Raw genomic sequence first — 12,138 nt, 5'->3', positions numbered from 1 at the left:
ACGGCCCTCGTACTCGTACTTATTACCCTCATTACCGTCCTAAAAGGCGCGGGGTTCGGGCACGTGTAGGCAACAAGCCAACAAACAGCCCAGGAAGCAGAACCTGAACCCCGCGCCCCAAAAAGGCGCGGGGTTTTTCGTTTCTGCGGCCTGGAATTTTCCCAGCATGGAAATCCAGTTCGTGAGAAGCAACGCCATCAAAGCCGGTCCCGCCCACGCCCCCGCACGCGCCATGCTGCGCGCCACCGGGCTGGACGATGCCGCCATCGCCAAGCCGCTGGTCGCGGTGGTCAGCACGTGGACCGATGTCTCGCCGTGCAACATCACCCTGCGTGACCTGGCACGCGACGTGCGCGCCGGCATCCAGGCCGAGGGCGGCACTGCGGTGGAGTTCAACACCATCGCGGTCACCGACGGCATCGCGATGGGCAGCGAGGGCATGCGCAATTCGCTGGCGTCGCGCGAGGTGATCGCCGACTCCATCGAGATCGCGGTCAATGGCCATTGCCTGGACGCGATGGTGCTGCTGGTCGGCTGCGACAAGACCATTCCCGCGGCGGCGATGGCGGCGGCGCGCCTGGATATCCCGACCGTGATCCTCTACGGCGGCACGATCATGCCGGGGCAGTGCCACGCGAAGGATGGCAGCACACAGAACCTGACCGTGCAGAACGTGTTCGAAGCGGTGGGCGCGCACGCTGCCGGCCGCATCGACGACGCCGGCCTGCGCGAGGTCGAGACCCACGCCTGCCCCGGCGCGGGCGCCTGCGGAGGCCAGTTCACCGCCAACACGATGGCGATGGTGCTGACGTTCCTGGGCCTGTCGCCGCTGCAGGCCAATGACATCCCGGCGGTGCATGCGGACAAGCCCGCCGCCGCGCGCCGTTGCGGCGAGCTGGTGATGCAGCGCCTGCGCGATGGCGCCGCCAGCCCGCGCCAGCTGATCACGTCCGCATCGCTGCGCAACGCCGCGCGTGCAGTGTCGGCTACTGCCGGCTCCACCAACTGCGCCATGCACCTGCTGGCGATCGCGCACGAGGCGGGCGTGGAGTTTGGGTTGGAGGAATTCCAGTCGGCCTCGACCACCCCGGTGATCGCCGACTTGAAGCCCGGCGGGCGCTACACCGCGGCGGAGATGTTCACCTTTGGCGGTAATGCGCTGGTCGCGCGCGAACTGCGCACCGCCAGGATGATCGAAGACGTGCCGACCGTCACCGGACGTTCGTTCTTCGCCGAACTGGACGACGCACCGGTCGCCGCGACGCAGGACGTCGTGCGTCCGGTCGCGCAGCCGCTCAAGCCCAGCGGCGGCTTCGCCATTCTGTACGGCGACCTCGCGCCGGAAGGCTGCATCGTCAAGCTGGCCGGCCATGGCCGTGCCCACTTCGAAGGGCCGGCACGCGTGTTCGATTCCGAGGACGCGTGCTTCGCTGCGGTGCAGGCGCGCCGGATCCATGCCGGCGACGTGATCGTGATCCGCTTCGAAGGACCGGCCGGTGGCCCCGGCATGCGCGAGATGCTGGCGGTGACCGCCGCGCTGGTGGGCCAGGGCCTGGGCAACGACGTCGCGCTGATCACCGACGGCCGCTTCAGCGGGGCGACCTACGGCTTCATGGTGGGTCACGTCGCGCCGGAGGCGGCGCATGGCGGACCGATCGCGCGGCTGCGCGAAGGTGACCGCGTGCGCATCAACGTCGCCACGCGCCGCATCGACGTTGAGGCAGACCTGGCCGCGCGCGAACCCAAGCGCATCAGCCCGCGCGTCACCACCGGCGCGTTGGCCAAGTACGCGCGCCTGGTCAGCTCGGCCTCGCAGGGTGCGGTCACCGCGCCCGGCCCGCTGCAGGACCGCGGCATCGCCGCGACGTTGGTTGATGCCGCATCGGCGCCGCGCCCGAGCAAGGAGGCCGCCACCGCCTGATCGCGCTGCACCTGCGACCTGTTGGCTCGCACCCCCTGACTTCACGCATCACAACCCTGACCCAGAACACCTCCCCCACTGCCGCGTTCGCACCCGACGTTCACTCCCGCGTTCCGGCCGCTCCACTGCCCTCCTTCAATTCCGCCCCTTAAGGACAACCCGATGACCACTTCCTCCTTCCGCCCGCGCATCGCCATCGTCGGCTACGGCAGCCAGGGCCGCGCGCACGCGCTCAACCTGCGCGACTCCGGCTTCGACGTGACCATCGGCCTGCGCCCCGGCGGCCCGACCGAGATCAAGGCGAAGGCCGACGGCTTCACCGTGAAGACCCCGGCCGACGCCGTCGCCGGCGCGGAACTGGTCGCGGTGCTGACGCCGGACATGGTGCAGGCGCAGCTCTACACCGACGTGATCGAGCCGAACATCGCGCAGGGCGCGTGCCTGCTGTTCGCGCACGGCTTCAACGTGCACTACGGCCAGATCACCCCGCGCGCCGACCTCGACGTCGTGCTGGTCGCGCCGAAGGGCCCGGGCGCGCTGGTCCGCCGCGAATACGAGATTGGCCGCGGCGTGCCGTCGGTGTACGCGGTGTACCAGGACAAGAGCGGCAAGGCCGAGCAGTTCGCGCTGACCTACTGCGGCGGCATCGGCGGTGCGCGCCAGAACGCGATCAAGACCACCTTCAAGGAAGAGACCGAGACCGACCTGTTCGGTGAGCAGGCCGTGCTGTGCGGCGGCGCGACCAAGCTGGTCCAGGCCGGCTGGGAGACGTTGGTTGAGGCCGGCTACCAGCCCGAAGTCGCCTACTACGAGTGCCTGCACGAACTGAAGCTCATCGTCGACCTGTTCTACGAAGGCGGCATCACCCGCATGCACGAGTTCATCAGCGAGACCGCGCAGTACGGCGCGCTGACTCGCGGCCCGTACATCGTCGACGAACACACCAAGGCGCAGATGAAGAAGGTGCTGACCGAGATCCAGGACGGCACGTTCGCGCGCCAGTGGATCGCCGAGTACAAGGCCGGCAATGCCAACTACAAGGCGATGAAACAGGCCGACCTCGACCATCCGATCGAAGCCACCGGCAAGAAGTTGCGCGCGGCGATGGCGTGGTTGTCCACCGCGCCGCAGCCCACCGCACAGCCGGCGTCCCCCACCGCGGCCAACACCGCCTCCAAAACCGAGCAGGCCGCTGCATGAACGGGTCGCAGTGGCTGGTGCGCGCACTGGCCGCGGAAGGCGTGGACACGCTGTTCGGGTATCCCGGCGGCGCGATCATGCCCTTCTACGACGCGCTGTACGGCTCCGGCCTGAAGCACGTCCTGGTGCGCCACGAGCAGGGCGCCGCCTTCGCCGCCAACGGCTACGCCCGCGCCAGCGGGCGGGTCGGGGTGTGCGTGGCGACGTCCGGCCCGGGCGCCACCAACCTGATCACCGGCATCGCCGACGCGATGCTGGACTCGGTGCCGATGGTGGTGATCACCGGCCAGGTGCCGACCACGCTGATGGGCACCGACGCGTTCCAGGAAGTGGACGTGTTCGGCATGACGATGCCGATCGTCAAGCACAGCTTCCTGCCGCGGAGCGTCGATGAGCTGCCGGAGATGCTGCGCGAGGCGTTCCGTCTGGCGCGTTCGGGCCGCCCGGGACCGGTGCTGATCGACCTGCCGAAGAACGTGCAGGTCGCCGATGCCGCACACCTCGCCGCGCACGTGCCGGCGGCGGTGGACGCGGTGCCGCATGCGGACAACGCCACGCTGGTCGCCGCATTGGAACTGCTGTCGAAGTCGCGCAGGCCGGTGATCTATGGCGGTGGCGGCATCGCGCTGGCCGATGCCGTGGCCGAGTTCCGCACCTTCGTCGAGGCCACGCAGGCACCGACCGTGCTGACCCTGCGCGGCATCGGCGCGCTGCCCGCGGGCCACGCGCTGAACCTGGGCATGCTGGGCATGCATGGCACCCGCGAGGCCAACCTGGCGGTGCAGGAGGCGGACCTGCTGGTGGTGGTCGGCGCGCGCTTCGACGACCGCGCCACCGGCAAGCTGAGCGAGTTCGCGCCCAACGCCAGGGTCATCCACCTGGATGTCGACGCGGCGGAGATCGGCAAGCTGCGTCACGCGAACGTCGGCGTGCGCGGCGACCTGCGCACCAGCCTGAACCAGCTGGCCACCGCGATGCCCGAGTGCTCGGCATGGCGCGCGCTGTGCCTGGAGCGCAAGCGCCAGTACGCGGTGCGTTACGACGCCCCCGGTGATGACGTCTACGCGCCGGCGCTGCTGAAGCGGCTGTCGGAGATGGCGCCATCGGCGGTGGTCGCCTGCGACGTCGGCCAGCACCAGATGTGGGTGGCGCAACACTGGCGCTTCAACGACCCGCGCAAGCACCTGACCAGCGGCGCGCTGGGCGCGATGGGCTTCGGCCTGCCTGCGGCCTTCGGCGCGCAGATGGCCAACCGCGACGCGCAGGTGGTGTGCGTCAGCGGCGACGGCTCGTTCCTGATGAACGTGCAGGAGCTGGCCACGCTGGGCCGCTACCAGCTGCCCGTGAAGATCGTGCTGCTCGACAACCAGCGCCTGGGCATGGTCCGCCAGTGGCAGGAGATCTTCTTCGAGGAGCGCTATTCGGAGACCGACCTGTCGGACAACCCCGACTTCGTCGCACTGGCCGAAGCCTTCGGCATCAAGAGCTTCCACCTCGACCAGGCGTGCGACGTGGAATCCGCGCTGCGCCAGCTGCTGGCCACCCCCGGCCCCGCCCTGTTGCACGTGGCGATCGACGCCGCCGCCAACGTGTGGCCGCTGGTCCCCCCCAACCGCAACAACGCCCAGATGATGCTCGACCCCCGTCCCCAAGCCCCCGAGGTGCGCCATGCAACGCTACCAACTTGACCTGACCCTGCGCCGCGCCGAAGGCGCCCTGACCCGCGTGCTGGGCACCGCCGAGCGTCGCGGTTTCCGCCCCGTGAGCGTGGACGGCGAGACCCAATCCGACGGCGACCGCTGGCACCTGCGCCTGGCGGTGGAAGGCGAGCGCCCGGCCGAATCGCTGCAGAGCCAGCTGGAAAAGCTGTATGACTGCCTGGCCGTCGAGGTTTCGCCATGTCGCTGAACGACACCGCCCCGGCCGCTGCGCCGGAGCACGCCGCCACCGACATCGCGCAGCGCGCGCCGCAAGTGTGGCTGGATGGCGCCTTCGTCGACGCCGATTCACCGCAGTCGCCGGTGACCACCCACGCTATGCACTACGGCAGCTCGGTGTTCGAAGGCATCCGCAGCTATGCGCTGGCCGACGGCGGCGCCGCGGTGTTTCGCTTGCCCGAACACCTGGAGCGCATGCGCAAGGGCGCTGAGCTGCTGGGCATTCGCTTCGATCCCGCGCAGGCCACCGAGGCCACGCTGGCCACCCTGCGCCGCAACGGCCACCGCGACGCCTACATCCGCCCGCTGGCGTGGTGCGGCACGGGGTCCATCGGCCTGGACGTCGGCCCGCAGTCGCAGCACCTGATGGTCGCCACCTTCCCCACGCTGCTGCACATCGGCGGCGAAGGCGCACGGCTGGCGGTGTCGAGCTGGAAGCGCAATCCCGCCACCTCGCTGCCACCGCTGAAGCTGGGCGGCGCCTACATCAATTCGATCCTGGCCAAGCACGAGGCCAAGCGCCGGGGCTTCGACGAAGCGCTGTTCACCGATACCGAAGGCTACGTGGTCGAGTGCACCGGCGCCAACGTGTTCATGGTGCGCGATGGCCGCATCACCGCGGTGGAGCACCGCGACGCGCTGCCGGGCATCACCCGCGACACGCTGGTCACGCTGACCGGCGCCGAGTCGCGCGCGGTGACGCTGGAAGAACTGAAGCAGGCCGACGAGGTGTTCATCGTCGGCACTGCGGCTGAAGTGGCGCGGATCGCCGCGATCGAGGAACGCCGCTTCGACGCCACCCGCGTGGGCAACGAAGTGTCCGCCGCCTACCAGCGTGTGGTCCATGGCGAGGACGCCGCCTATACGGGATGGCTGACCCATGTCTGACGGTACCGCCACGCCCGGTGACGTACGCGTCACCGCCTCCGACGTCTTGGCGGCGCAAGCACGCCTGCGCCCGCACCTGGCGGCAACGCCGCTGCATTTCGCCGAGCGTTTCGGCTGCTGGCTGAAGCTGGAAAACCTGCAGTGCACCGGGTCATACAAGGTGCGCGGGGCGATGAACGCCTTGCTGGCGGCGCGCGAACGCGGCGATACGCGCCCGATCGTCGCCGCATCAGCCGGCAACCATGCGCAGGGCCTGGCATGGGCCGGCTACCGCTTGCGCCACCCGGTGATCGCGGTGATGCCGCGGAGCGCACCGCAGACCAAGATCGCCGGCGTCGCCCACTGGGGCGCCACCGTGCGCCTGCACGGCGACAACTACGACGAGGCCAAGGCCTTCGCCAACGAGCTGGCGCAACAGAATGACTACCGCCTGCTGTCCGCGTTCGACGACCGGGACGTGATCGCCGGGCAGGGCACCGTGGGCCTCGAGATGGCCGCGCTGGCGCCCGACACGGTGCTGGTGCCGATCGGTGGCGGTGGGCTGGCCGCCGGCGTGGCGCTGGCGCTGAAGTCGCAGGGCGTGCGCATCATTGGCGCGCAGGTCGAAGGGGTGGACGCGATGGCCCGTGCCCTGCGCGGTGACCGAGAGGTTCGCGAGTCCGCGCAGACGCTGGCCGACGGCGTCAAGGTCAAGGAGCCCGGCCAGCTGACCCAGCGCGTGCTGCGCGAATTGCTGGACGACATCGTGATCGTCCGCGAAGCCGAGTTGCGCGAGACGCTGGTGCGGCTGGCGCTGGAAGAACACGTCATTGCCGAAGGCGCGGGCGCGCTGGCGCTGGCGGCCGGCCGCCGCGTGGCCAGCAAGCGCAAGTGCGCGGTGGTCTCCGGCGGCAACATCGATGCGAACGTGCTGGCGCACCTGCTGGCGGACGTCCGTCCGCGGGCACCTCGCAAGCCGCGCCAGCGCGTGCGCAATGCCACCGCTTTGGAGCCGGCCATCGTGGCGCTCGATGTGCGCCGCGCCCCCACTGATCCCAACACCACCGGGGAGGCACTGAAGGGCCGTCGAAGTCCATCCGGCTCCGGGTCACAGACTGCCTACCCGCTGTCCACCTCGCCCTCCTCCCCCCCCGCCTTCCCTGCCATCCGCATCACCGCCTGAGGTCCCCGCCATGCAACTGCTTCAACTCCGACTCCGTCCGCTGCTCCTGTCCGTCCCCCATGACCGCCGATCCCCGCCGCCCGGACACCCCGTATGCACACCGACGACCGCGTAACCATCTTCGACACCAGCCTGCGCGACGGCGAGCAGTCGCCCGGCTGCAGCATGACCGCGCCGCAGAAGCTGCGCTTTGCCCGCGCGCTGGACGAGCTGGGCGTGGACGTCATTGAGGCCGGCTTCCCCGCCAGCTCCAGCGCGGACCTGGAAGGCGTGCAGGCGATCGCCCGCGAGGTGCGCAATGCCTCGATTGCCACCCTGGCGCGCTGCCACGATGGCGACATCGACGCCTGCGCCCGTGCGTTGGAGCACGCGCACAAGCCGCGCATCCACGTCTTCATCTCCACCAGCCCGTTGCACCGAGAGCATAAGCTGGGACTGAGCCGCGAGCAGGTGCTGGAACGTGCGGTCCTGGGCGTGGAGCGCGCCCGCCGCTACGTCGACGACGTCGAGTTCTCGGCCGAGGATGCGCTGCGCACCGAGCACGACTTCCTGGTCGAAATCAGCAGCGCTGCAATCGCCGCAGGCGCGCGCACCATCAACATCCCCGACACCGTCGGCTACACTACCCCGGCGGAGATCCGCGCCCTGTTCGAGCACCTGCGCGCCAATGTGCGTGACGCCGACCGCGCGACCTTCAGCGCGCACTGCCACAACGACCTGGGGCTGGCGGTCGCCAACAGCCTGGCCGCCATCGAGGGCGGCGCACGCCAGGTGGAGTGCACCATCAACGGTATCGGCGAGCGCGCCGGCAACTGCGCGCTGGAAGAGCTGGTCATGGCGCTGAACGTGCGCCGGGGTTACTACAACGCACACACCGGCATCGACACCTGCCGTCTGGTCCCGACCTCGCGCTTGCTGTCCCACATCACCGGCATGGCCGTGCAGCGCAACAAGGCGATCGTCGGCCAGAACGCCTTCGCCCACGAGTCGGGCATCCACCAGCACGGCATGCTCAAGCACCGCGGCACCTACGAGATCATGCACCCGGAAACCGTGGGCTGGTCGCAGTCGCAGATGGTGCTGGGCCGCCACAGCGGCCGTGCCGCGCTGAAGGACCGCCTGCAGGCGCTGGGTTTCGAACTGGACGAAGCGCGACTGAACGCCGTGTTTGGTGCGTTCAAGGCGCTGGCCGAGAAGAAGCGCGAAGTGTTTGACGCGGATCTGGAGGCCCTGGCGCTGGGCAACGATGGCACGCCTGCGCGCGGCTACCGCCTGGCGCGGCTGCACGTCAGCACAGGCGCGGCCGGTGATTCCCTGCCCACCGCCAGCGTGCAGGTGGTCGATCCGGAAGGCCGCGCACTGAGTGAGGCGGCGGTCGGCGATGGTCCCGTGCATGCCTTGTTCGCGGCCCTGTCGCGCGCCACCAATCTGCAGCTGCAGGTCGACCACTACCAGGTGTCCAGCGTCACCACCGGCGACGACGCGCAGGGCCAGGCCCGCGTCACCGTCCGCCATGGCGGCACCGAGTACACCGGCACCGGCACGAGCACCGACATCGTGGAGGCCAGCGCGCTGGCGTGGCTGGACGTGGCCAACCGCGTGTATCGCAACCAGCACCGAGACAGCGCCGCGCGGCGCTCGATGCCCGAGGTGGCCAGCGCATGACCGGGTTGACCCCGTCATTTACCCGCGCCTGCCGCCGGTCGCCCGCTGCTACTTCGCGCAAGACGCATCGGCCGCTGCGGCCAATCGCCATTCCAGCCCTGACACTCGCCCACTGATCTCGCCGCCATGACCGTAAGCCAAGCCAAGACCCTGTTTGAAAAGCTGTGGGACGCCCACCTGGTCGAGCCCGAGAGCGACGCCGCGCCCGCGGTGCTCTACATCGACCTGCACCTGATCCACGAGGTCACCTCGCCACAGGCCTTCACTGAGCTGGAGACTCGCGGCCTGCCCGTGCGCCGCCCCGACCGCACCAAGGCGACGATGGACCACTCCACGCCAACCCTGCCGCGGCGCGCGGACGGCACGCTGCCCTACTACAGCGCGCAAGCCGAGGCCCAGGTCGACACGCTGGCGCGCAACTGTGCGCGTCATGGCATCGAGTTGTTCGACCTGGAAAGCGAACACCGCGGCATCGTCCACGTCATCGGCCCGGAACTGGGCCTGACCCAGCCCGGCATGACCATCGTCTGCGGCGACAGCCACACCGCCACGCACGGTGCATTCGGCGCGCTGGCCTTCGGCATTGGCACCAGCGAGGTTGGGCACGTGCTGGCCACCCAGTGCCTGCTGCAGCGCAAGCCCAGGACGCTGTCGATCACCGTTGAAGGCCAACTGGCGCCGGGCGTCAGCGCCAAGGACCTGATCCTGCACGTGATCGGCGTGATCGGCGTCAACGGCGGCACCGGCTGCGTGATCGAGTACCGCGGCTCAGCCATACGTGCACTGTCGATGGACGAGCGCATGACGGTATGCAACATGTCGATCGAGGCCGGTGCGCGCGCCGGGCTGATCGCGCCGGACGAGGTCACCTTCGACTACCTGCGCCGCACGCCACGTGCGCCGCAGGGGAAGGCCTTCGATGACGCCGTGACGCAGTGGAAGCAACTGCATACCGACCCGGGGGCACGCTTTGACCGCGAGGTGTTCATCAGCGCCCGTGACATCCCGCCGACCGTCACGTGGGGCACGCACCCGGGCCAGGTGACTGCGGTCGTAGCACCGCTGCCCGCCGCCAACGGCGACGACGAGGCGAAGGCACTGGCTTACATGGGGTTTGGCGGCGGCACGCCCGTCGCCGGGCAGCCCGTGGACGTGGTGTTCATCGGCAGCTGCACCAACTCGCGCCTGAGCGACCTTCGCGTGGCCGCCTCGGTCCTGCGCGGGCACAAGGTGCACCCACGCGTGCGCATGCTCGTCGTTCCCGGCTCGGAACAGGTAAAGCGCCAGGCCGAAGCCGAAGGGATCGACGCCATCGTGCGTGCCGCGGGTGCCGAATGGCGTGAACCCGGCTGCTCGATGTGCATTGCCATGAACGGTGACCTGGTCGGCGCCGGCCAACTGGCCGTCTCCACCAGCAACCGCAATTTCGAAGGTCGCCAAGGCAAGGGCGCGCGCACGGTCCTGGCGTCGCCCCTGACGGCCGCTGTCTGCGCCGTCACCGGCGAGATCACCGACCCGCGCACCTTCGCCCGCCACGAGGCCGAACGCCATGTCGCATGACACACCCATGACCGCCTTCACCCGCCTGCATTCGCGCACCGTGGTGCTGCGCGAGCGCAACATCGACACCGACCAGATCATCCCCGCACGCTTCCTCACCACCACCGAGCGCAAGGGCTTGGGCCAGCACGCATTTAGTGACTGGCGCACGCTGTCCGACGGGTCGCCGAACATGCAATTCCCGTTCAATGACCCCGCCAACGCCGGCGCGCAGATCCTGGTCGCCGGCCGCAACTTCGGCTGCGGCTCCTCGCGCGAGCATGCACCCTGGGCCCTGACCGACCTCGGCCTGCGCGCCGTGATCAGCGCCGAGATCGCCGACATCTTCCGCAGCAACGCACTGAAGAATGGCTTGCTGCCGGTGGTGCTGGACGAGGCAATCGTCGACGAGCTGCTGGCCAACCCCGGCATCGAACTGCACCTCGACGTCGCCAAGCGCGAGGTGGTGCTGCCCGATTTCCGCACCTTCCGCTTTGCGCTGGATGCCTTCGCCCAGACCTGCCTGATCGAAGGGGTGGACCAGCTGGGCTATCTGCTCAAGCAAGACCCCGCGATCACGCGCTTCGAAGCCCGGCGCGATGCCGTCTCGGCGACCACCGCCGACGTCGGCGACCGCTTCTCCCCTGCACATTCCCACGTCACGCCCGAGGTGCACCATGCACGCTGAGATCGTCGTCCTGCCCGGTGATGGCATCGGTCCCGAAGTCACGCACGCCGCCCTGCAGGTGCTTCGCGCCGTCGGCAAGCGCTATGGCCACCATTTCACCCTCCATGAGCACCTGATCGGTGGCGCGGCCATCGACGCCACGGGCGACCCGCTGCCAGCCGCCACACTGAAGGCCTGCCAGCAGGCCGACGCCGTGTTGCTCGGCGCGGTCGGCGGGCCGAAGTGGTCCGACCCACAGGCCAAGGTTCGCCCCGAACAGGGCTTGCTGGCCATTCGCAAGGCGCTGGGCCTGTATGCCAACCTGCGGCCCGTGAAGCCGCACCCGGCGGCGCTGGGCGCCTCGCCGATCAAGCCGCACCTGCTCAACGGGGTCGACTTGCTGGTAGTCCGCGAATTGACCGGCGGCATCTACTTCGGCGACAAGCGCCGCGGCGACGGCACCGCCAGCGACCTGTGCACCTACAGCGTCGACGAAATCGAACGCGTGGTGCGCCGCGCCTGCGCATTGGCGCGCCAGCGCCGTGGACACGTCACGTCGGTGGACAAGGCCAACGTGCTGGAGACCTCGCGGCTGTGGCGCGAAACCGCCACCCGCATTGCCCGCGACGAGTTCCCCGACATCACGCTGGAACACCAGCTGGTCGACTCGATGGCCATGCACCTGCTGGCGAAGCCGCGCGAATACGACGTGATTGTCACCGAGAACATGTTCGGCGACATCCTGACCGACGAGGCCTCCATGCTGGCGGGCTCGCTCGGCCTGTTGCCCTCCGCTTCGCTGGGCGATTCAACGCGTGCGGAACGCGCCCATGGCACTGCCACGCGCCCACAGGGCACCGTGATGGGCCTGTACGAGCCTATCCACGGCTCCGCGCCCGACATCGCCGGACGTGGCATTGCCAATCCCTACGCGACCATCCTGAGCGTGGCGCTGCTGCTGCGGCATTCGTTGGGGCTGGAGCACGAGGCGCGGTGCGTGGAAAAGGCCGTGAGCGATGCACTGGACGCGGGCGTCGCCACCGCGGACCTGGCCACGGGCCGGCCGCCGGTGGGCACGCAGGCCGTGGCCGCGGCGGTGCTGGAGCGCATCGGGCAGCCCTGCCACGTGGTCGAACTGCGCGACTGATCCACGCCAACG

The 12,138-nt window shown here is 69.5% G+C and carries 10 protein-coding genes; all 10 read left to right on the top strand.

What is annotated here, in order from left to right; genetic code table 11:
- The first annotated feature begins 166 nt into the window (after nucleotides 1-166).
- A complete protein-coding gene (gene ilvD / locus ACYVBS_RS11915) occupies nucleotides 167-1,921 on the top strand; it encodes a dihydroxy-acid dehydratase (RefSeq protein WP_460823862.1) in 1,755 nt (584 codons plus the stop codon).
- A 162-nt stretch (nucleotides 1,922-2,083) separates the two neighbouring features.
- The gene (gene ilvC / locus ACYVBS_RS11910) at nucleotides 2,084-3,121 is read left to right on the top strand and encodes a ketol-acid reductoisomerase (RefSeq protein WP_460823861.1); all 1,038 of its coding nucleotides are present in this window, start codon (nucleotides 2,084-2,086) and stop codon (nucleotides 3,119-3,121) included.
- Nucleotides 3,118-4,809 carry an acetolactate synthase 2 catalytic subunit gene (ilvG, locus tag ACYVBS_RS11905; RefSeq protein ID WP_460823860.1) on the top strand — a complete coding sequence of 564 codons (1,692 nt, stop codon included), beginning with the start codon at nucleotides 3,118-3,120 and terminating at the stop codon, nucleotides 4,807-4,809. Before ilvC ends, ilvG begins: the two co-directional genes overlap by 4 nt.
- Complete coding sequence (locus ACYVBS_RS11900) at nucleotides 4,790-5,029, top strand: ACT domain-containing protein (RefSeq protein ID WP_460823859.1); 240 nt, start codon at nucleotides 4,790-4,792, stop codon at nucleotides 5,027-5,029. The genes ilvG and ACYVBS_RS11900 overlap by 20 nt, the downstream gene beginning before the upstream one ends.
- On the top strand, nucleotides 5,020-5,946 hold the full coding sequence (locus ACYVBS_RS11895) for an aminotransferase class IV (protein ID WP_460823858.1): 927 nt from the start codon (nucleotides 5,020-5,022) through the stop codon (nucleotides 5,944-5,946). The genes ACYVBS_RS11900 and ACYVBS_RS11895 overlap by 10 nt, the downstream gene beginning before the upstream one ends.
- Nucleotides 5,939-7,108, top strand: coding sequence for a threonine dehydratase (locus tag ACYVBS_RS11890; protein WP_460823857.1), 1,170 nt, complete (start codon nucleotides 5,939-5,941; stop codon nucleotides 7,106-7,108). Before ACYVBS_RS11895 ends, ACYVBS_RS11890 begins: the two co-directional genes overlap by 8 nt.
- A gap of 93 nt (nucleotides 7,109-7,201) precedes the next feature.
- Nucleotides 7,202-8,773: a 2-isopropylmalate synthase gene (locus ACYVBS_RS11885; protein WP_460823856.1), complete on the top strand. Its 1,572-nt coding sequence runs from the start codon at nucleotides 7,202-7,204 to the stop codon at nucleotides 8,771-8,773.
- A gap of 126 nt (nucleotides 8,774-8,899) precedes the next feature.
- A complete protein-coding gene (leuC, locus tag ACYVBS_RS11880) occupies nucleotides 8,900-10,333 on the top strand; it encodes a 3-isopropylmalate dehydratase large subunit (protein WP_460823855.1) in 1,434 nt (477 codons plus the stop codon).
- 7 nt (nucleotides 10,334-10,340) lie between these two features.
- A complete protein-coding gene (leuD, locus tag ACYVBS_RS11875) occupies nucleotides 10,341-11,000 on the top strand; it encodes a 3-isopropylmalate dehydratase small subunit (protein ID WP_460823853.1) in 660 nt (219 codons plus the stop codon).
- Nucleotides 10,990-12,126, top strand: coding sequence for a 3-isopropylmalate dehydrogenase (gene leuB, locus ACYVBS_RS11870; protein ID WP_460823851.1), 1,137 nt, complete (start codon nucleotides 10,990-10,992; stop codon nucleotides 12,124-12,126). The genes leuD and leuB overlap by 11 nt, the downstream gene beginning before the upstream one ends.
- The last annotated feature ends 12 nt before the right edge of the window (nucleotides 12,127-12,138 follow it).

The organism is Lysobacter olei, assembly GCF_054777355.1.
Note: the sequence above shows the minus strand (reverse complement) of the source record. Positions and strands in the feature narration are given on the sequence as shown.

Coding starts and splice junctions, on each gene's coding strand:
- ACYVBS_RS11900 (WP_460823859.1), top strand. CDS start 4,790: ATGCAACGCTACCAACTTGACCTGACCCTGCGCCGCGCCGAAGGCGCC.
- ACYVBS_RS11885 (WP_460823856.1), top strand. CDS start 7,202: ATGCACACCGACGACCGCGTAACCATCTTCGACACCAGCCTGCGCGAC.
- ilvC (WP_460823861.1), top strand. CDS start 2,084: ATGACCACTTCCTCCTTCCGCCCGCGCATCGCCATCGTCGGCTACGGC.
- ilvD (WP_460823862.1), top strand. CDS start 167: ATGGAAATCCAGTTCGTGAGAAGCAACGCCATCAAAGCCGGTCCCGCC.
- leuC (WP_460823855.1), top strand. CDS start 8,900: ATGACCGTAAGCCAAGCCAAGACCCTGTTTGAAAAGCTGTGGGACGCC.
- leuB (WP_460823851.1), top strand. CDS start 10,990: ATGCACGCTGAGATCGTCGTCCTGCCCGGTGATGGCATCGGTCCCGAA.
- leuD (WP_460823853.1), top strand. CDS start 10,341: ATGACCGCCTTCACCCGCCTGCATTCGCGCACCGTGGTGCTGCGCGAG.
- ACYVBS_RS11890 (WP_460823857.1), top strand. CDS start 5,939: ATGTCTGACGGTACCGCCACGCCCGGTGACGTACGCGTCACCGCCTCC.
- ilvG (WP_460823860.1), top strand. CDS start 3,118: ATGAACGGGTCGCAGTGGCTGGTGCGCGCACTGGCCGCGGAAGGCGTG.
- ACYVBS_RS11895 (WP_460823858.1), top strand. CDS start 5,020: ATGTCGCTGAACGACACCGCCCCGGCCGCTGCGCCGGAGCACGCCGCC.